The following is a 21,917-nucleotide window of genomic DNA, read 5'->3' on the forward strand; positions in this document are numbered from 1 at the left end:
AACTGCAAATTTTTTTGGATCAAAATATCATGACTTCTACTGCTGAATTGCCAGTTAGTTCTGGTGCAATATTTAAATTAAACCAAGATTCTCAACCTGATCCTGATCAAGACCCTCTGAAAAAGGCTCAAGGTGTATACATAACGGTACATGGTCATTTTTATCAGCCACCAAGAGAAAATCCCTATTTAGATGCGATTGAACGTCAGCCCAGCGCCTCACCTTTTCATGATTGGAACGAAAGGATTCATTGGGAATGTTATCGCCCCAATGCCTTTGCTAGAGTGCTAAATGATCGCAACGAATTGGTGGGGATCGTCAATAATTATGAGTACATGAGCTTTAATATTGGCCCCACTCTGATGTCGTGGTTAGAACGCTACGATGTGGAAGTTTACCAACGCATATTAGAAGCAGATGTCAAGAGTAGTCAACGGTTGCATGGTCATGGCAATGCGATCGCTCAAGTCTATAATCACATCATCATGCCCCTAGCCAACGAACGAGATAAACATACTCAAATTCGTTGGGGTAAAGAAGACTTCAAATCCCGATTTGGTCGTGATCCCCAAGGTATTTGGTTGGCAGAAACAGCCGTAGATTATGCCACCCTAGAGGCTTTAGTCAAGGAGGGAATCCAGTTTATCGTTTTAGCCCCTTCCCAAGCCTTGCGTTGTCGTCCACTGCCCCACCAAGATGATCCCCATCCCCAATGGCAAGAGGTTGGTGGTAGTCAAATTGATCCCACCCGTCCCTATCGTTGTTATTTAAAGCCTTCTTTGAGTATTGCCTCCTCACCTCTAGCTACCACTAAATCCAGACCATCAGAAAGCATAGAGGGATTACCCTATATTGATATTTTCTTCTACGACGGACCCATTTCCCGGGACATGGGTTTTAGTGACGTGGTTTATAGCTCTAGCCACTTTGCCGGTAGAGTTGGTGCAGCAGTCCGTGGGGATCATCGTCCAGCCCAATTAATCTCTGTAGCCACCGATGGGGAAACCTTTGGGCATCATAAAAAGGGGACAGAGAAAACTTTGGCCTATGCTTTTATTGGCGAATTTCCCCGTCACGGTTGGACAGTCACGAATTTTGCCCATTACCTCAGTTTGAACAGTCCCCAGTGGGAAGTCGAATTAAAATCAGTTACAGCTTGGAGTTGCGCCCACGGTGTAGATCGATGGCAAGATGATTGTGGTTGTGGTGGTGAAGGTGGTGTCTGGCATCAAAAATGGCGGCGGCCGCTGCGGAATGCTTTAAACTGGTTACGGGATCAGTTGATTGAGGTCTATGAAGAGTATGGCAGACAATTATTTCGTGATCCCTGGTTAGCTAGGGATGAATATATTCAAGTAATTCGCGATCGCTCTCCTGCCAATGTTACCCGTTTTCTCTCCCGTCATCAAACCCACAAACTCACCGCCGCCGAACAAGTAGACGCTCTACGTTTACTAGAAATGCAGCGTCACGCTTTATTAATGTACACCAGTTGCGGTTGGTTTTTTGAAGAAATTTCCCGTCCCGAAGGTACACAAATCCTCCGCTATGCCTCCCGTGCCTTAGAATTAGCCGGAGATGTGGCCGGTGTTCAACTAGAAAAAGGTTTTATCAAACGCTTGAGTTTAGCTCCGAGTAATGTAGAACACTTTAAGCATGGGGCAGAAATTTATCGTCAATTGGTGTTAACAGCCCAAATTGGTTTTAAACAAGTTACTGCTCATTATGCTATTACTAACCTCTTTAATAGTCAGATCCATACCCCAGATGCACCTAAACAACTTCCAGACCAAAAGCGAGTCTATTGTTACAGTGCCAATCAGTTAGATTACCAAATGCAACGCATGGGATCTTTGACTTTAGCTGTTGGTCATTTAAAGCTGGTTTCGGATATTACTTGGGAAAGTGAAAATTTAGTCTTCGCTGTCCTGCATTTAGGAGGTTGGGATTTTCATTGCTGCATTCAACAATTTACCGGTAGACGTGATTACAGTCACCTCAAAGAAAAGTTATTTACAGCCTTAGAACAGGCTAGTGCGGCTCAGGTAATTTTAGCCATGACCCAGATTTTTGGGGATCAAACCTTTAGTTTACAAAATCTTTTGGCAGAAGAACGCCATCGGATCATGCGGTTATTAAGTCAGGAAACCTTAACAAGGTTAGACCAGCTATACACTCAAGCATACCGTGATAATTATGGGGTGATCATGGCTTTTCACCGCGATGAATTAGAAGTTCCCCAAGAATTGCAAGTGGCAGCCGAGATCGCTTTAGGTTATCGGTGTATGATGACATTAAGAGCGTTAGAACAGGATATTGCCGAAGCGCAGTTAAGCTGGAATCATCTAGGAGAACTGGGAGCGATCGCTACGGAAGCCAAACATCTGCGTTGTCGTCTCAATGTTCCCGAAGCCAAACAGATATTAGAACAGTTGATTGTGCGGTTACTGTGGCAACTATTGTATGATGCCAATGGTTCCTTTGGTGCAGATATGCAACGGTTAGAACGGCTGATTGATGTGGGACATGAACTCAATTTAGGGATTTCCTTACAGCGATCGCAAGAACTATACTTTAGTTGTTTACACAGTCAAATAGCACCACTCTGTACCACCCAGGACACAGAAGCAGACACCAATCAAGTCCGTCAATTATTAAAATTAGGACAAAAATTAGCCGTTGATGTAACTCCTTTATTCAGCAAATTACCATAACTCGGATTACTTTTAGAAAATTACCAAAGGGGTTTAGCACTGCTAAATCCCTGCTTCATGGAAGCATAAAAATCGCAATTTAGCCCCGTAAGTAGTAAGTAATTAGGCGGAATAAATTACACATATTCTTTTCCTGTTCCCCTTCGACTGCGCTCAGGGCAAGCCTGTTCCTGGTCGGTGAGCGTAGCCGTAAAGCCTAACGGCATAGCTGAAGCTTACCGCGAAGCGTGGCGTTAGCCATACCGCTGTTCCCTGTTCCCTTTCTCAACGTAGGAAATTAATTTTGCACTATCACTTATAATATATATTGATAAAATTATAGATACTTTATCTAGTAACCTGACGGCATGGGTATTGTATATGCTTCTCCAGTCAATTATTCCAGAACAAAGAACGGTTCTATATAACGTTAGTTGGGAAACCTTTGAAGCGTTATTGAGAGATACAGGTGAGGATAGAGGTTCTCGGTTTGCTTATGACTGCGGTACTTTAGAAATTATGACTCCACTGTTTGAACACGAAAACCCGAAAATTCAATTTGATCGTTTGATATTTGTTTTAGCTGAAGAATTAAAAATTAAAATTAGAAGTGCTGGTTCTACAACATTAAAACGTAAATCAATCACAAAGGCAATAGAACCGGATAATTGTTATTATATCCAAAATGAGCAAGCAATTAGAGGTAAACAAGAATTAGATCTAACAAAAGACCCTGTACCAGATTTAGCACTTGAAATTGATATTACTAGCACTTCTCTCAATAAATTGAATATTTACATAGCTTTAGGTATAGTAGAACTTTGGAGATATGACGGTGAACGTTTAAAATTTTATCAATTGCTAGAAAATCAATATATTGAAATTACATTGAGTATAGCTTTTCCTCTAATTTCTGTTAGCGATATCAATAGATTTATCCAAAAAAGTAAAATTATGGATGAAATTGATTTAGTGCAATCTTTCCGCGTTTGGGTACGAGAAAAAATAGAGTCGTCTTCTGATTTTAGAGAGTAATAATTTTTTTTCACGCAGAGACGCAGAGACGCAGAGACGCAGAGACGCAGAGGGTAAACGCAGTTTTGTAGTCTGTAGGGTGCGTCAGACAGAATAATTTAGACTAAAATCATTAATTTTAAGATTCTGACGCACCTTATATTAAATACTAAATTGCTTTTAACTCGTCAAGAAGATCATCAGTGGGCGCTATGATATCCCCTTCCCCAATTAACGGTAATAAATGGTCGAATAACTGCATTGTTTGCAAACAACTGTTAATACCAGAAACTGCTGAATTATATTCCTCAATCTTTTGTTTTACAACATTTAATAATCGCTCATTATTGGCAATTTTCTCCTCAGCTTCTTGTTCTAAACTCTTTTCTAAATAAGCACGCGCTTGGGGGTACTGCTGCAAAATATAATCCCCTTGCTGTTCAGCCATTGGTAATAACTGTGTTTTCAAGGTTTGGTTAATAGTTTGACGGAAAGAAATACGGATAGTTTGAGAAACTTTAGGCTCAAAATCTAACTTCAATAATTGCCTAATTGCAGGTTCGGCTTCCACAATACTTTCTGCATCATAATTTTGAGAAGTTTGTTGCAAAATTTGGCGAAATTGATAAATTGAAAAAGTGCCTTCATCATAAAATCTATAACTTTCTCGCACAAAGCGATCGCACTCTACACTAGCAGAACTAATTAACCCTTGTAAAACTTGTTTTTCTATTAGTTTTACCTGCTGCTCAATCTCACCATCATTACCCAATAAACGGTACAATTGACGATAATATTCAGATTTACGAATATTGTCCATTAATTGCCCAAAATAATTGACAATTACCTGCTGGGAAGATTCAATTAAAATATCTTCCAGTTGATTTGCTAAGTAATAAAATGCCTCTACTAAAATAGCAAGTAATGGTGCAGTCGCATTACGGGGATGGCTCAAAGTTGCACGACGATAAGCATCAGCAACAGAGAAGTTATCTAACAATTCATCCAGCCGACGAATCATCCTTGATTGCAATTGCCGAAAATCAGTTTCAAAATCATCACAATAATTGTTAATTAACTTATTAACTTCATCATTAATGTGTTGATTAAACTCTTTCCCTACTTGCTGGAGTTGCTGATTTAAACGTTGTAACTCCTGCGCTTTCATACTCTCAATTTCTCGTGGCTGACTATCTAAATCTCTTTGTAAATCTTGATAGTATTTCTTGATTTTGATACAAACATCTTCTAAGTCATCAGCCAGATTTCTAAATAATTGTGGACGCTTTTCTTCCATCAAATAGCGAGTAATTGCTGTGCGAAATTCTTCAATTCCACTATCTTGAATTAACTGGTTAATTAAAGGTATTCCCTGTTCCGTCAAAATCCTCACATAATTTTGATTAGGAGTCTCAAAACCATTCAGAGAAATCCGAAATTGGCTGAGAGATAACTTACCAGAGCTGACACAGTAGTTATTAAAAGCATAAACAAATTGTGGTGTTTCTTCTTCACCATTCAAACCTTTCACACTTTCTGCAAATATAGAATCCAAACCAAACCGATTTACCGCATTTGTCTGTTTAAGTTGACTACCATAAAATCCTAACAAACCACTGGTCTTATAAACCCTGCTACTATCCCGAAACTGTGCATTAATTAAACTATCTAATCTTTGTCGTAGCTGGTTATTATACCATGTTTCATCAATGCGGTTAAAAACGTAAAAAACGCGATCGCGAATTGCCCCACTCCCCCGCATCATTTCCAAAAGTTCCGTTTCTTCCTTCGTCAAATCTCCTGCTGATGCAGGTTTAAGAACACACACCACCGCCGAAGTATCAGCATCTTGAATTTTAGCGTAAGTTAATTGTGCATCTTTCTCTACCGGTGCATCAATTCCCGGCGTGTCGATAATTACGTTGCCATCTTCCAGTAACGGATGATGACAATAATATTCTATCCTTTTCAAAACCGCGCTATTACTACCACGACGGGCATAACCAGCCGCCTCCTTCAGATTAGTAAAATTAAATTGTTCCATTGAATAGGTAGCATTATTAACAGTACCTATGCGATCGCTGTTTGTCTGATAACCCTCCAACAACAAAACTAACGCCTTCGCTTGTTTAGCCCGTTCCGACTTACTTTCGCCCCCCTCCTGTTGAATAATCGCCGTACAACCTTGCTGAAGCAAATCAATCACATCAGCTTGATGAATATCCTCTACCGTCTTAAATCCCAACCTCTGACACAGCGAAACCGCCTGTTCTCGAATCTCCACCTCACTCAAAAACGTTAAAACAACCCGTTCCCCATCTGCTGGTGCATACTCAATTTTACATTCCGTACCCGTAGCGTGTCCCTCCGCACTGTAAAGTAACTCCCTCTCCAGCAGTGCATTAATCAGCATCGACTTACCCGCACTAAAAGCACCTGCAAACACAATTTCAAACTTAGGAGAGATTGCTTTATTGAGCGAAATGTGTATAGGTCTAATATCTTGAGAACGTAAAGAGGGTTCTTGCTGTAACAGTTGCAAGACAGACTCAACTTTTCTTGATAAATCTTGACAATGGGATGGTAAAAGTGGCATCGTTAGTAACAAAAGATATTTAGAAATATTGTAGTAATCATCCCTTAAATTCAGCAATTTTTACTGATTGCCTAAATCAAGAACAAATAACTCCATCATCAACTGATGATTTTCTGCCATTCTCGAACCCAAATAGTGATTTTTCTTAGGGCTAAATATTAATTTATACTGAAATTTTCACAAAGACTTCAAAGCCATCTTCACAAATGTTCGGTAACTCAAGACTTGATCATCTTTTCGAGCTTTTATCCGTAACCAAATACCATGTCGCCCCCACAAAAAGATATTTAATCTCAAATTGAGAAAAATTATTACTTAATCAAGATTTGGTTTTTAACCGGAAATTTCTGGTATATTTTTGTATGTTTCAAGTGTGCATAAAAATAATGTGAGGAGTGGTACTTTGACAAAATTAAAATTTCCAGCTATAGTTAGACTTAACTGGGTGCGGTTTATCGGCACAACCCTTTTAAGTTCCCTTCTGATCACCACAGCCGTTTCCGTTGCATCCGCTTCTACTAAAGATAAAACAAATCTTTCAAATCAAGAAATTGAATTGGGTGCTGATATAAATTCACAAGTCTCTGCTTCGCCCAATCACTACCCATCTTCTCATAACAACGTATCTGTCAGTCAGCCAAAACAACCACAACTAATTGCTCAGAGAGATTCTTCTAACTTTGTGGGCGACTCCTTAGGAGAATCAAACAAATTGCGCCAAGAGCTTTTAATTGACCCAATTATCCAAGAAGCTGACAAAGCTGCTGCCGCACCCGGTTCTAGTGCAGGTACTCCCACAGCTTATGGTGCGAGTCAAGGTCAAGCTTTTATTGGGGTTGCAGGATTCATTCCTCTAGATGGCGATAACGCTGATGCCTCCTTTGGTTTGGGTTTCGGTTTAGGAGATCCTATTAAGTCTGTTGGGGTAGAAATTGCCGCAGATATTATCAGTTCAGGTCTGGGAAGTGCAACTGGTGATAGTGACAAAAGTTTTTTAGAAGACTTTGGCGAAGATGGAACTGTTGGTTTTAAGGTACACAAGATATTACCAGATGGAACAGCAGTAGCTTTTGGTTGGGCAAACCCAATTAAATGGGGAGACGCATCGGTAAAAGATACTTTTTACGGAGTAGTTACTAGATCATATCGAGAACTAACGGTTTCTGGCGGTATTGGTACTGGTAGCTTTGCTTCCAAAGGCGCGCAACAGGCCAACGAGAATGCAGTCAACGTTTTTGGTAGCTTAGGTTATCGAGTTGCACCTGAAGCCGCTTTGGTAAGTAGCTGGACTGGAAGTGGTTTAAACTTAGGTGCATCTTTTGCCCCTTTCAAGCAAGTTCCCGTAGTTATCAACACTGTTTTCACGGACGTAACTGATAATTTGGATGAAGGCGTTGGTTTTAGTCTGACAGCAGGTTATAGCCTGCGATTCTAGACTTCTAAGTTTTTTCGCTTCTGGAATTTAAGGCAAAATCATGAAAAAGCAAAAATTAATTCTAAGTATTAGCCTGGTATTGATGATCTTCAGTTCTCTGGTAGTTTCATCTGGCAGAGCAATTGGTGGTAAAGCTGGAGCTAAGGGAGTTATTCCCGGAGCCGGATCAGAAAGCTTTACTGGTAACAGTTTTAACCGTACCAACGATGGTTCGGTAAGAGGTTTGTTTGGCAGAGGAGCTTTACCTGAAGGTGTTAGCATTACAGGTAGTGGTAGTAACATTATCATCACCATCACAAACCAAGCTATTTTGGCTCGATTGAGTGCTGCTGCTAATGGAGCAATAAATGATGCCAGTATTCCTGGTGCTACTCTCTCTACTGATGGTAAAAGTTTGGTGATTGTTCTAGCCCAGGGGGGAGCGGGTTCTGATGTGGCTCTTACCCAACTTCAGGAAAAAATAGCTACTTCTACAGGTGTAAACCCAGAATTGATAGGAGGATTAATACAAGCCTTACTTGGCGTGTTAAATTCTAGTGAACCTGTAGCTCAGTTAGCACCAGCACAATCCACAGCCAGCATTAAAGATCTAAAAATTGATTCTGTGATCTCTCAAGAATCAGGGACAGCAAATGTAAATGTAGATGTCAATAAGCTGAATGCTGCTATTAACGCCTACAACAAAGTTGTCCTAGAAAGCAGCCCTGTAATTTTGCAAAAGCTCTCACAAGATCCAGATTTTCTGGAAATTGGTAGAACCCTTAGAGGGTTAAGAGCCGCCCTTCAATTGGCTGTTAGTTAATCACACATTTATAAAATACAGGGTAATACGTCGAAATTACAAGCCACAAGCTATATTAAGCTTGTGGTTTTTATCTTTTTTAAAATCATTTCCCAGCCAGAAACATTGATTTCGTCTTACAGAAATTACTATTTAGGGTTTGCTGGAAAAGTCTTTTGGTTAGAGCTAGGAGTCAGGAGGAAGAATTAGAAGAAGAGAAGAATATACTTGAATCTGGTCAAGTGATAGATTTTTGGTAGTTTCAACGCTTATTCCTTGCACCAGACTCACCTTTTCAACCTTCAAACTCTTGATATATCTAAGTTTTAGCTTTATTAAGCAAGCCCTATTTAGTAACAGTACATCTAAGATAAAAGGTTGGTTTAAGCGACAGTGGAATCCAAGGTATTTGTTGGGTTTCGCACCTCACCCCAATCTTGTATGCGAAAGATATGTTAGAGGAAATGGTATAACGTCCTAACTAGGGTCAACAAAGACCGATTTGGATCAGGTATTTAGTAAAAATTTAATCTTTTTCCATAATTTCTGTTATATTTTATGTGTCTTAAACGTGCATACAACATCATGAGGAGTGGTAGTTTGAAACAATTAAAATTTTCAGGTGTACTGACCGTCTGGGTACAGTTTATAGGAACAATAACCCTAAGTTCCTTATTAATTAGCACGACCATTTCAGTACAGCCCGCGTTTAGTAAAGATAAAATAAATACTTTAGTTCAGGATATTGAATTAGGTTCTGAATCAACGGTACCAACTCCTTCTTTGGGTGATCAACCTGTAGCAACAGAAGATGTAAATCAAAGAGTAATTTCTGTTGACAAACGAGCATCTGTCAGTCAACCAAAACAACCGGAACTAATTGCTCAAGTAGACCCTTCCAGTGTTGTGGGTGATTCTTTGGGAGAGATTAATCAACTGCGTGAAAAGCTTTTAATTGAACCAATCATCAAACGTAGTCAGAAGATACAAGCAGCACCTAGTTCAAGTGCAGGTACTCCCACTGGTTATGGTGCTAACTGGAGACAGGCATACATAGGTGGTGGTGGATATATTCCATTAGATGACGGATCTAGTGATGGTTCTTTAGCTCTTGGTTTTGGTTTAGGTGACTCAGCTAAATCAGTCGGACTAGAAGTTGCCTTGAACATCAACAGTATAGGTGGTCAAGGTAATAATGATTTCGGTGAAAGTGGAACTGTTGGTTTAAAACTGCATAAATTATTTCAAGATGGTACGGCGATCGCTGTCGGATGGGGAAATCCAGTGAAATGGGGGGAAGCAGATCAATTTGACGAAACGATTTACGGAGTTGTCACTAAATCCTTTCCTCTGAATCCCAGTAACTCAGATAATCAATTACCTTTAACTGTTTCTGTTGGCGTTGGTACAGGTAGTTTTTCTTCCCAAGACGCACGCAGGGCTGGTGATAATACACCCAATGTTTTTGGTAGTTTAGGTTTGAAAGTTTCACCTCAAGCATCTCTGATTTCCAGTTGGACTGGAAATAGCCTTAATGTTGGTGCATCTTTTGTTCCTTCACAAGATATACCTCTGGTGATCAACGGTATTTTCACCGACATAACTGACAGTTTAGAGTTTTCAGATGGTAGTGCTGGTTTTGGCTTTAGTCTCACTGCCGGGTATGTTTTTCAGTTCTAAGTTCTAAGTCGTTTCACTGCTGAAATTTAAGGCAAAAACATGAATATGCAGAAATTCCCCCTCAATGTTAGTTTGTCCATTGTGTTGTTTTGTACTCTGGCTACTTCCTCTATTAAGGCAAATGCTAATCCCCTTCCTAATCCAGGAAACAGCCTAGATAGTTCGGGCTTTGGGGTTGGTCCGACTCCAGGAGTAGGACTTCCTGCTGGTATTTCGGTTTTTATTGATGGGAATAATACCGCCATCATCAACATTACTTCGCCACAAATTGTAGACAGACTGAGAGCGATCGCATCTAATCTAGTCAGAACCAATAGTCCCATACCTGGTGTGACTCTAGATGCTAGAGAGGAAACTAATATTGTGATTACCATAGCATTGGGAAGACCGGGAGCCGATGTCAGTGCTAGTCAACTACAAGCTAAGTTAGAGGGCTTTGGTGTAAACTCTTTTTTGGCGACAAATTTGACACAATTTCTACTTGGTTTGTTAAATTCTCCTGTTGCAGCTAACCCAGGTACAGCAATAGCAACTACTAAAGATCTAAAGGCGGATTTTTTACTTTCCCAAGCACAAGACGTAAATGTAGATATCAATAAACTAAATGGTGCTATTGATGTCTACAACCAGATTGTTCAAGAAAGCAGTCCTGTAACTCTTCAAAAACTCTCTGAGGATCCAGATTTTCTGGAAATTAGTAGAATACTCAAAGAATTGAGAGGGGGTCTGTAATTTTCTATTATACTGAAAATAGCTTAATAGTTTGACTTTAGAATGGGGGTTTGGCAATGTCACAGGTGTCAACTTAACATGAAACTTATTCAGTTCCCAACTAATCTTGAAAAACCCCACCCCCGCTTTTGATAAATCAAAATTTCCCCTCAAGAGGGGAAGGGTAAAATAGCTGTGGGGCAACGATTAGAGCCTAAGTTGACACCAATGAGCGATGCTCAACCCCTATAAATCTCGGTCTTTTGTAGTTATGATTTCGTTGTCTCCCAGTCTCCAAGCTAAACTCTCTACACCTTTAAAAATCGACTCTTTTGAAGTTAAAAGCCGTGTTTTACAGTCGCCCTTATCTGGGGTGACAGATTTGGTGTTTCGTCGTTTGGTGCGTCGTTATGCACCAGATTCGATGATGTATACGGAAATGGTGAATGCTACGGGTTTACATTATGTTAAACAATTGCCCAAAATCATGGAGGTAGACCCCAAGGAACGCCCTATCAGTATTCAGTTGTTTGATTGTCGCCCAGATTTTTTGGCCCAAGCGGCGATTAAGGCTGTGGAAGAAGGTGCTGATACGGTTGATATTAATATGGGATGTCCGGTTAATAAAATTACTAAAAATGGTGGTGGTTCTTCTTTGTTACGTCAGCCGGAGGTGGCTGAGTTGATTGTGCGGGAGGTGGTCAAGGCTGTGGATGTGCCGGTGACGGTGAAAACTCGCATTGGCTGGAATGACAATGAAATTACTATTCTTGATTTTGCTAAACGGATGGAAGATGCCGGAGCAAAAATGATTACTGTACATGGACGGACTCGCGCCCAAGGTTACAATGGTAATGCCCGTTGGGAATGGATTGCTAGGGTCAAGGAAGTGCTTTCGATTCCGGTGATTGGCAATGGAGATATTTTTTCCGTTGAGGCGGCGGTGAAGTGCTTGGAACAAACTGGTGCGGATGGGGTGATGTGTTCCCGTGGTACTTTAGGTTATCCGTTTTTGGTGGGTGAGGTTGATCACTTTTTGAAGACTGGGGAATTATTACCTAGACCAAACCCGATGCAGCGACTGGAGTGTGCTAGGGAACATTTGTTTGCTTTATGGGAGTATAAAGGCGATCGCGGTGTGCGTCAAGCCCGTAAACACATGACTTGGTATGCTAAAGGTTTTGTTGGCGCTGCTGATTTACGCGGTAAGTTAAGTTTGGTGGAAACTGTACAGCAAGGGTTGGATTTGATTGATCAAGCCATGGAAAAACTTGTGGCTAATGGTGATGAAGGTGAAGAAGAAGAGTTCCAAAATTTGGTAGTTCTATGACCAATTGAGAGGGGCGAATGGTTATTCACCCCCAACTAGGCTTTTTAACCTTCAACAGTCAATTTACCAACCATACCAGCACCACGATGAGGTTCGCAGTAGAAGGTGTATTCACCAGCAGGTGCATCTGCGGGGACAACTGTTACATCAGTTTGCTTAGGACTCATCAACAATTTCTTGTGAGACAGAGATGCTGCTAGTTCTTTACTATGAGTAGGGTTTTTAGCAGGATCAAAGACAACGTTATGGGGAGGAACTTTGTTGTTCAACCATTTAATGGTATCTCCTGGTTTAACGGTCAATTTTTTGGGTTCAAATGCCAGCATTCCTTTATCAGTACCGAGTTTGACTGTGTATGTTTCAGCAGAAGCTGAGGGAGTAAATACAGCAAAGCTACCAACAACTAAAAGTACGGTCAAGACTGCTAGAGTCAAGCGTCTCCAACTTGTCGCAATCATTTTCATGGCTTTCTCCTAACAGATAATTTTATTTTCGCTTTCTTATTTTAAATACAATTATGACCAAATATGACAGTCTGTCATAGATATTTTTTTATAGATATTTTTTTTAATGCCTGAAAATGCTAAGTCCCCAGCCCCGATTCCCAAAAAAGTTTCAAGAAATGCTTTGGTGAATGATCTCCAAGGCTGAAGGTATCAAGACTGGGAACTTAGATTCTGTTGGAGAGTCAGGGTAATTCTAACCCTACCTACTTAATTATGAAGGTGATGCCTTGAGGTTTAGTAATAGATTTTACCGCCTCCCCATCTAGTACCAACAATTTTTGGTTGTAGTAGAATGTGTCCAGCGATCGCTTCCAAGTCCTCATCAGTCAGATTTCGCATTTCTGTGAAAATATCTGCACTCTTCATACTGGGATGGAGTTCAGATATCTCCACTTCACCGTCGTAGGTGGTAGGATTTTTCATATAATCTACCAATCCTGCGATGTTATTACGGTTTGGTGTCGCTAGTGCCAAGGATTCTGGTTCTAGTCCCACGTTCTGGTTTGTCTTGGTAACTCCCCCAGCATGACATTGGGCGCAAGTATCATTAAATAACCTTTTCCCTTGTTTGATTTGTTTTAGGCTGAGTACAATTGTCTCACCCTGAGCATTTAATGGAACTGTTCTGATGGCTTCATCCAGTTCCACTGCTACTGCACTACCGACAAACAATTGAAACGTAAGCAAAACAGCAGCCACAAAACCAAATAGTGTTCTAAACATATTTCTCCTTAAAGATTTTGATGCTCAACACAGATAAAACAGCGATACTCAATCTCCATATTGCTACTTCCAGTATTTTTATGGTCTGCCCCTATCTCTGCACTCCAGAGGTTTGCAAAATCCATAATGCTTTTTATTTAGATAGAGATTGAGTCACTTTAATATCAATATCATGTTAAGAGTCCAATTTATCGGCCAAAATACGGTCGATCCTCATCTGGGAGGATGGGGGATCGGGAATGATTTATTTGTACCCCTACCACCAATAAAAATCTTTCTTTCCAATTGCTCCTAAATCTGCTAATGTCTTTTAGCAAGTGAGCAAAATACAGAGGCTATTACTGAGTTATAATTAATTTGAGGGCGAAAACTTGGGAACAGTATTTTACTAAATTAAGACTTAGGACATATTGGCAAGCGAGGCACACAGTTTAAAGACAAATCTAGACAAGTAAGTGACATAAGTTGCTTTTTTAGTCAAATAAGGTGCGTCAGAAACTTAAAGTTAGCGATTTTAGCCTAAATTATTCTGTCTGACGCACCCTACATACTACAAAATATCCAAAAAATTAATACCTAGCAACTTGAGTTAGGTGGACTGGGAAAAGCAGAAATATGTAACGAAAAGTAAATTTTCTCAAAACCTCATACAGATTAAAATCAAAAAACATAATATTACCATCATGTATTACCACAAATATATTCAGTCCGTAATCAAAATGGTTGTTGGCATTTCACCAACAATGTTAATTGTTTCAGCCTTACCAGGTCAATTGTTAGCCCAGCCTTCACCGATCAAAATCAGTCTTGAGTTTCCATCAGCAGATCCGCGAGGTAATCCCCAAAGAACCGTGGGAGGAGGAAGAAGAGGGGCGAGTTGTATTAGTGTAGAGTCAGGTAAACCTTCTTTAACGGCCTTAATGCCCACAAGAGCCAATCAAGGGAATACGGTTGCCAATAATCCCCAATTGTACTGGTATATTCCTAAAACTACGGCAACCATTGGAGAACTTGTGGTGAAGGATGAACTGGAGAATGAGATCTATCAAACAAATTTTACAGTTCCAGGTAGTCCGGGAATAGTTAAACTCACCATTCCAGAGAGTGCTACTTTAAAAACAGGTCAAAAATATCGTTGGTTCTTCACCTTAATTTGCAATCCTGAAGACAGAAGCCAGGATGAGTATACTTATGGCTCACTGCAAAAGACCACACTGAGTTCATCCTTAGATAGTTACCTCGACGCAGCCACCCCTCTAAAAAAGGCGGAAATATACGCCAAGTATAATATTTGGCAGGAGACATTGAGCAATATTGCTGAGTTGAAAACCGAGAAGCCGAAAGAGTGGGAAGAACTTTTAAAATCTGTAGGTTTAGAAGCGATCGCTAAAGAACCTTTCCTAAACTGCTGCACAAAACCCTAATGGGGATAGCGATAGATGTGGACAAATTGGAAAAATCTGCTTTGGCAATGGCGTGGTGTATGGATTACGACTCCTGCCGTGGCGGCATTGGTGATCTTATTGCGGTTTACAGGGTTATTGCAGTCTTGGGAGTGGGGAGTTTTCGATCAATATATGCGATCGCGCCCCCCAGAACCCCGTGATCCCCGCATTGTGATCGTCGGTATTGATGAAACAGACCTGCATCGGCTTAAACGTCCCAGTATCCCAGATAGCACCTTAGCTGAGTTGTTAAATAAACTCAAAGCTAAAAAACCAAGAGCGATCGGTTTAGACATTTATCGTGATTTACCCGTAGAACCAGGTTATGAAGAATTAACAGCAGTTTACAAATCCACCCCCTATTTAGTGGGTATCCAGAAAGTAGTGGGAAAAACTAGACGAGAAACAGTAGATCCACCACCTGTACTCAAAGCTTTAGGGCAAGTAGGGGCAAACGACCTGATTTTTGATGCAGATAACAAAATCCGACGTGGTTTGTTGCACGTTAATGATCAAAATGGGGAAGATGTGTTCAGCTTTAGTTTGCACTTGGCTTTGCATTATTTAGAAAAAGCAGGAATTTTTCCCAGTCAAGATTGGCAGATGGGGAAAACAAAATTTATCCCTTTTGAAAGCTACGATGGTGGTTATGTGCGAGCCGATGCTCGTGGCTACCAGATCCTAATTAACTACCGGGGACCAAGCCTGTACTTTGATACTGTCTCCATGACAGATATTTTAGAAGATCGGGTGTCAGCAGACTGGGGGAGCGATCGCATCATCTTAATTGGGTACGTGGGAGAAAGTTTCAAAGACTCATTCTTCACTCCCTATAGCGGTGGATTACTGAGTTTACCAGAACCCATGAATGGGGTAGAAATCCATGCCAACATCACCAGCCAAATCATCAGTGCTGCCCTAGAAAACCGTCCCTTATTCCAAACTTGGACAGAACCCCAAGAATGGCTATGGATTACCATCTGGAGCGCAATTGGGGCTACTCTAACCTGGAAATTGCGATTACAGAACCTGCTCACATTCCACAGGTCAGCCAGCGTTATTGTCTCCGGTGGGATATTATTGGGTAGCACCTACATAGCCTTTATCAACGGCTGGTGGCTACCCATAGTCCCCCCATTTGTCGCCCTAGCAGGGTCTGTCATTGCCATCACCGCTTACATTGCTTGCACTGCCGGCGATATCCGCAAAATATTTGGACGCTACCTAACTGATGAAGTAGTCGCCAATTTATTAGAAAGCCCCCAAGGATTGAGACTTGGTGGCGAAAGACGACAAATCACCATTTTTACCTCCGATTTAAGAGGATTCACCGCCACATCAGAACAATTGCAGCCAGAAGAAGTAGTAAAAGTCCTCAACTTTTATCTGGAATGTATGGCGGATGTGATTACCCATTATCAAGGAACAATTGATGAATTTATGGGTGATGGAATTTTGGTTCTCTTTGGCGCGCCGACAGTTAGAAAAGACGACGCTGTAAGGGCTGTTGCTTGCGCTGTAGCCATGCAATTAGCAATGGTCAAAGTTAATGAAAAAATGAAAGAGTGGAATTTACCCCCACTAGAAATGGGTATTGGCATTAACACAGGTATTGTAGTGGTAGGGAATATTGGTTCAGAAAAACGCGCTAAGTATGGTATTGTTGGTAGCCAAGTTAATTTAACTTATCGGATTGAATCCTTTACCATTGGTGGTCAAATTTTTATTTCTGAATCGACTTTAAAGGAAGCAGGATCAATTGTCCAAATCAACCGACAACAACAGGTATCACTCAAGGGAGTTAAACAACCCATTACTATCTATGAAGTTGGTGGTATTGCTGGAGAATATAATCTCTTTCTATCTCCAGAAACAGAAGAGTTAGTGACTCTGATTGAACCAATTCCCATTCAATATGCAGTTCTAGACGGTAAGCAAATCGGTGATGTTTTATTCTCTGGAAGTTTAGTCAAACTTTCATCTCAACAAGCCGAAATTAACTGTGATAACACCCAACAACAAATACCACCAGGATTGTGTAACATTAAACTTAACTTATTAACACCTAATTACCCAGTAGAGGAAGATGTTTATGCCAAAGTCTTGGAAACATCTCTAGAAAATGGCAAATTCCACATTTATTTTACTTCCAAGACCCCATCTGTAGTAACAATGTTAAACTGGATCATGGAGTCAAATTTTTGTAAAAATACAGTAAATAGTCGATAAATTACAGATATTTGTTGCAGATTTGCTATAAACTAATTGACAACATCCAATTATTGACTACTGGTAAAGATGATCAGGTTGATGTTTTTAGGCTCAGGTTCGGCTTTCACTGTTGGCGCTGATAATTTTCAGTCAAATATGCTCATAGTCACTGAGCAAAATCATAAACTTTTGATTGATTGTGGTACAGATATTAGATTTTCTCTACATAAGGCTGGTTTATCCCATCTTGATGTTACTGATATTTACATTAGTCACTTGCATTCTGATCATGTGGGAGGGCTGGAATATATTGCTTTTAGTACATTGTTTGACCCCAAATGCAAAAAACCCCATCTTTATTTGAGTAAGGATGTAGCTAATGATTTGTGGAATAGAACTTTATCTGGTGGTTTGATGTCTCTTGATGGGGATATTGCTAGTTTAGAAACTTTTTTTGAACCGCATAAAATTGATCATCAAGGTTATTTTGTCTGGGAAGGAATCCACTTTAAGTTGGTGAAAGTTATTCATGTTAACAATGGATACTTTATCATGCCCAGCTATGGTTTATTTTTTACTTTAGCAGGAGTTAAAATATTTTTATCTACTGATACTCAGTTATGTATTCCTCAAAATGGGGAATTTTATGAACAAGCAGATATAATTTTTCATGATTGTGAAACTTCATTATATCAAACTCCTGTTCATGCTAATTATGAGCAACTTTCAACTTTACCAGAAAAAATTAGAACTAAAATGTGGCTTTATGGTTATCAACCGGGGAATCTTCCTGATGCTAAAAAAGATGGATTTTGTGGTTTTGTTAAGTGTGGGCAGGTTTTTGAGTTTTAAACTTCATCTATAGGGAACAGGGAACAGGGAACAGTTTGGAAGTCCTATTTATCAGCTACCTTGTTGAGTTGTACCAAATAAATCTAGGGCAACTGTGACAAGACAAGCGGTAGCTACTAATGTAGTTAATATTACAGGAGATAACATCGTCCCAGCGATCGCTAAACATAACACAAATCCGGCCGCACCCAAACGATAAAAGCTCAAAATCCTACCTAAACGGTTTTTTTCCAGAATACAGGTAGTTAGGTTAATCACTGCTAAAATTAGCAAACAAACTGTTACCGCACCGCAGAAAAGCCATCGTTCATTAACTGGTAAAAGCGTAACTGCACTGTTAGTAATTAAATGCTTGACTCCTACCCCTGTAGCTGCCAGTCCCATAGCCAGGAATAGGTGAGAATAAAGCCAAGTGATAAAAATTCCCATTTTGCCAGTTTTCATCGTTTCTAGGGGTGATCCATCGACGCTATCGAAGTACAGCCACCAAAAACTGAAGGCTATGCTCATTCCAAAGCCAGCGACGAGTAAAGATGAAGTATCCCATTGCTTTTCCGTTACACCTTTAACTACAGCAGCAAATGATTCACCTAAAACAATGATGGTAAATAGTCCCAAACGTTCTGGTACATGATACAAGTTTGGTGTAATCTGGGCTGCTAAATGACCCGTACCCAGGGGAGTAATAAATTCTAACATTAGCCCCAATGTCCAAAATCCAAACCGCCAAGGAGTGGGGACAAGCAGCGATATTAACCAAAATAGCATACTTAGACTAAAGCCTTTGATGTACCAATTGGTTAAAGGACGAGCCTGGGGAATATAATATCCAGCGATGAGATATTGAATAATCAGAATAGTACGAGCGGCTACATAAGTGATCCCAAAGCCCAGGGAAGATGTACTTAGACCATGATGTACATTGACTGACAAAGCAGCAATGATCATCATTTGTAATAGAGTCAGGAGTCTATCACCCAGATCATCGGTGTCAAATAGAGTAGCGTAGAAGGTAGCACCTAACCAACACCACCAAATTGGCACAAACAGGGCAACAAAACTAATTAATCCCCACCATGAGACATCTTGACTGAGATTATGAGCCAATTCAGCGATCGCTACCACAAATACTAGATCATAAAACAGTTCCAGCCAAGTGGCACGTCTTTGTTCATGGTCTTCCCCAACTCTTAATATAGGCGATCGCCACCAATTTTTATTCATCAAATTAAATAAGTTAGTAAAAATAAACCCACAACAATACCTTGTCCATTTTTTGTAGGTTGAGTTAAGCGACAGCGCAACCCGACGCATTTGTTGGGTTTCCTTACGTCAACCCAACCTACAAATCAACACTCTTTTCGATTTGGACAAGGTATTGCACAAGGATCATTATTTCACCTTGTGGGTCGTTAACTAAATTCGTGTTTTAGGCGAAAGCAAAATCAGTAGCTGTCAATTCGTTAAACAAAATATTCGATACAGTGGCCAGGGTTATTTGAGAGGTATCGGCGCTTCCCAAAGGATTAACATTAGCGACAATGCTCGTACTTCTGATATCACCAAAAGCTGGTAATAGGGTCAAGTCAGCAAAAGAGGTAATATGAGCTATGTTTTTAATGACGATGCGATCGCCACCTGGTTGAAAGTCCATAATCATATTCTGGGTATCTGTTAACTGTGGCAGACCTAAATTAGTCAATTGTCTAGTTTCCACAACCGATTCAGCAAATCCACCATCAGCAACCACGAATAAATCTTCTCCAGCACCACCATAGAGAAGATTTTTACCACCAGTGCCAATGATCAGGGTATCATTCCCCTCTCCACCAAACAACTCGTCAGACATACCAGCAAAAAGCATATCGTTACCCTTGCCACCATCTAGACGGTTGTAACCACCATTTCCAGAGGCATCAAGGGTATCATCTCCATCTTCCCCGAAGGCACGATCATTGGTGCTAACTAAGATTTCATCATTGCCATCTCCTCCGTAAAGGCGATTTCCACCTTCACCTTGAGAAGCATCAATGATATCGTCGCCGTTTTTACCAAAGGCACGATCATCTTTATTCACCAAGATTTCATCATTTCCTTCACCACCGTAAATTCGGCGGCGGCTACCAGTCGTGTCTCCAAAGACACTTTCGCTACTACCAATGAATTTAACTTCTGTCGGCAAGACGCTACTCTGAGCATTTAAAGTTGATGGTATAACTGCTGCTACGACTTGTGGTGAGTCTACAGAAATTGCCAAAGAGTTTACTTCTTCAGTTCCAAAGTTGGCAAAAGAGTATTCAGTCCCTGGTTTCAGATAGACAAAAGTATCAGGTTCTACCAGTCTGACCTCATGATCAACTTTTAATGATAGTGTACCTTCCCGGACATAAAAAGCTTCGTGGTTGTTAGTTTGAGTATGTTCGGGAAAAGCATCCGTACTGCTGGCAATTTGACCCCTGATTTCACCACTGGGATTTCCTTTGGTATGCACCTGTAGATAGAAATTGCTTTCAGTTCCAGGTAAACCAGGATCATTGAGAAAACTACTTAAAATGGCGGGAATTTCTTTTTCTGTCTGATTCCAGATCCCGCTAATAGTAGCTTCTCCTTCACTTAACTCAATGCTCAGGTCCGTTTCATCTTGTGCGTTAGCATCCAAAATGTTAAATATATGTCCACCATTGCTACCCCGTTCACCCGCGTGAATATGGATAGCTGTGACATCATCATGAGTATCAGCAGTTTGGGGTGTACCACCTTCTACCAATTCGCCAAAATCTAGGCCTTTCACGGTTAAGGTGTACTCAATTTCTCCTTGATCATTGATTTTTAGATCAGCAGTGCCAGTACCCGGTGATTGTTTTGGCTGTACGACTTGACTACCATTCAAGTATGCTTGAACAAAGCTGTCAGTGGTTTGAGGTGCTAGGGAAAAACTATTGTATGCAAGTTTATTACCTTGATCATCTACTGTTTCTGCAAAGCTACTCAGGGAAGTATATTCGATGCCAAAGGGTCCTGTAACTTTTGGTCTCTCACTATAGGTTGAAATAGTGAATCCTTCTACCCCGGCTAATTGAGACTGTATTGTGTCCTTTAACTCTTGAGATGCGCTATCTGGTAACACCAATATATAATTTGGAGTTCCTGCGGGGGGGACATAACCATTAAATGCCACTCCTCCGCCGGTGCGTTGTCCAAATTCTAATTGTTTGGGGTCAATACCGGCTGGTGGTGGGGGGATTGGGTCATTTCTGTCTGTAACGGGAATACCTGCAAATTGAAATAACAGGTCTAATCCTCCGGGGGTAGTAATTGAGAGAATCCTTGCCCCGGTGTTTGTTCCTGATGTTGCCACAGTTGAGCTTGGGTTGGCAAATCCGTGGGGTCTGAGTCTCGGTCCGAAGATGAAAGTACCTTCTGGTAATCCTTGTAGGATAAATTCTGCTTTGCCAGGATCTCCTGATGGAATATCTAGTGCGCCGGCTTCGTTACCAACAAAGAAGCTAACTGTACCTTCTTCGACAAAGAATGCTTCGTGTTCAAAGTTGTGAATGTGTGGTGGTGGACCGCCAGCAGTGGGAATAAAGAAATCAAAGGCATTTAATCCGAAGTTGGTTTCTTTGGTGGTGAGTAGGAAGGTGTATAAGTCACCAGATGTATAGATGGCCGGACGTTTATCTGGGGGAGCGTCTTGGGGGACTATTAGATAATTACCCGCCAATGTGTTGTTGAATATAGAATAGTCTTTTGTTTCATCGGAGTGACTAGAATCAGTCTCGGTGCCGGATGAGTTTGTTGGCAAAGAACCTATGGGATGTGTCATATAGTTAATTTCCTTTTTAGTTTAGAGATGGAAAAAATTGCTCAAAGCTGAATATTTAAGTAAGTATTTGCCGGGTAAATGGCAAGAATCAGTTTTGTGTACTAGGTTCACCTC

15 protein-coding genes are annotated in these 21,917 nt (G+C 40.6%); 10 read left to right on the forward strand and 5 right to left on the reverse strand.

Going from position 1 to position 21,917, the window contains the following annotated elements; translation table 11 throughout:
* Positions 1 to 29: 29 nt before the first annotated feature.
* Both VB711_RS16195 and VB711_RS16200 read left to right on the forward strand, forming a co-directional pair.
* Complete coding sequence (locus VB711_RS16195; protein WP_323287183.1) at positions 30 to 2,714, forward strand: DUF3536 domain-containing protein; 2,685 nt, start codon at positions 30 to 32, stop codon at positions 2,712 to 2,714.
* Positions 2,715 to 3,074: 360 nt separating this feature from the next.
* On the forward strand, positions 3,075 to 3,728 hold the full coding sequence (locus VB711_RS16200; RefSeq protein WP_323287185.1) for a Uma2 family endonuclease: 654 nt from the start codon (positions 3,075 to 3,077) through the stop codon (positions 3,726 to 3,728).
* A gap of 148 nt (positions 3,729 to 3,876) precedes the next feature.
* Here VB711_RS16200 and VB711_RS16205 read toward each other — a convergent pair whose 3' ends face one another.
* A complete protein-coding gene (locus VB711_RS16205) occupies positions 3,877 to 6,303 on the reverse strand; it encodes a dynamin-like GTPase family protein (RefSeq protein WP_323287246.1) in 2,427 nt (808 codons plus the stop codon).
* 403 nt (positions 6,304 to 6,706) lie between these two features.
* On the opposite strand from VB711_RS16205, the gene VB711_RS16210 reads away from it, so the two are divergent.
* From VB711_RS16210 to dusB, 5 genes are all read left to right on the forward strand, one after another.
* Positions 6,707 to 7,738, forward strand: a complete 1,032-nt coding sequence (locus VB711_RS16210) for a hypothetical protein (RefSeq protein WP_323287187.1) — start codon at positions 6,707 to 6,709, stop codon at positions 7,736 to 7,738.
* A gap of 40 nt (positions 7,739 to 7,778) precedes the next feature.
* Positions 7,779 to 8,540, forward strand: coding sequence for a hypothetical protein (locus VB711_RS16215; RefSeq protein WP_323287188.1), 762 nt, complete (start codon positions 7,779 to 7,781; stop codon positions 8,538 to 8,540).
* A 579-nt stretch (positions 8,541 to 9,119) separates the two neighbouring features.
* Positions 9,120 to 10,199 (forward strand): hypothetical protein, encoded by a 1,080-nt coding sequence (locus VB711_RS16220; RefSeq protein WP_323287190.1) that lies wholly within the window; start codon positions 9,120 to 9,122, stop codon positions 10,197 to 10,199.
* Between the two features lie 39 nt (positions 10,200 to 10,238).
* On the forward strand, positions 10,239 to 10,931 hold the full coding sequence (locus tag VB711_RS16225; protein WP_323287192.1) for a hypothetical protein: 693 nt from the start codon (positions 10,239 to 10,241) through the stop codon (positions 10,929 to 10,931).
* Between the two features lie 250 nt (positions 10,932 to 11,181).
* Entirely contained in the window at positions 11,182 to 12,240 is a 1,059-nt protein-coding gene (gene dusB / locus VB711_RS16230; RefSeq protein ID WP_323287247.1) for a tRNA dihydrouridine synthase DusB, read from the forward strand.
* Between the two features lie 44 nt (positions 12,241 to 12,284).
* Here dusB and petE read toward each other — a convergent pair whose 3' ends face one another.
* Together petE and psbV are read right to left on the reverse strand one after the other, a co-directional pair.
* Entirely contained in the window at positions 12,285 to 12,704 is a 420-nt protein-coding gene (gene petE / locus VB711_RS16235) for a plastocyanin (protein ID WP_323287193.1), read from the reverse strand.
* A 276-nt stretch (positions 12,705 to 12,980) separates the two neighbouring features.
* Positions 12,981 to 13,469, reverse strand: coding sequence for a photosystem II cytochrome c-550 (gene psbV, locus VB711_RS16240; protein WP_323287194.1), 489 nt, complete (start codon positions 13,467 to 13,469; stop codon positions 12,981 to 12,983).
* 719 nt (positions 13,470 to 14,188) lie between these two features.
* On the opposite strand from psbV, the gene VB711_RS16245 reads away from it, so the two are divergent.
* The 3 genes from VB711_RS16245 (at position 14,189) to VB711_RS16255 (ending at position 17,977) form a co-directional block, all read left to right on the forward strand.
* On the forward strand, positions 14,189 to 14,893 hold the full coding sequence (locus VB711_RS16245; protein WP_323287195.1) for a DUF928 domain-containing protein: 705 nt from the start codon (positions 14,189 to 14,191) through the stop codon (positions 14,891 to 14,893).
* 15 nt (positions 14,894 to 14,908) lie between these two features.
* On the forward strand, positions 14,909 to 17,143 hold the full coding sequence (locus tag VB711_RS16250) for an adenylate/guanylate cyclase domain-containing protein (RefSeq protein WP_323287196.1): 2,235 nt from the start codon (positions 14,909 to 14,911) through the stop codon (positions 17,141 to 17,143).
* 81 nt (positions 17,144 to 17,224) lie between these two features.
* Complete coding sequence (locus tag VB711_RS16255; protein WP_323287197.1) at positions 17,225 to 17,977, forward strand: MBL fold metallo-hydrolase; 753 nt, start codon at positions 17,225 to 17,227, stop codon at positions 17,975 to 17,977.
* A gap of 51 nt (positions 17,978 to 18,028) precedes the next feature.
* Here VB711_RS16255 and VB711_RS16260 read toward each other — a convergent pair whose 3' ends face one another.
* On the reverse strand, positions 18,029 to 19,201 hold the full coding sequence (locus VB711_RS16260) for a low temperature requirement protein A (protein WP_323287198.1): 1,173 nt from the start codon (positions 19,199 to 19,201) through the stop codon (positions 18,029 to 18,031).
* 205 nt (positions 19,202 to 19,406) lie between these two features.
* On the reverse strand, positions 19,407 to 21,803 hold the full coding sequence (locus VB711_RS16265; RefSeq protein ID WP_323287200.1) for a CHRD domain-containing protein: 2,397 nt from the start codon (positions 21,801 to 21,803) through the stop codon (positions 19,407 to 19,409).
* Between the last annotated feature and the right edge of the window lie 114 nt (positions 21,804 to 21,917).

Source organism: Cronbergia sp. UHCC 0137 (assembly GCF_034932285.1).
Classification (GTDB): domain Bacteria; phylum Cyanobacteriota; class Cyanobacteriia; order Cyanobacteriales; family Nostocaceae; genus Cronbergia.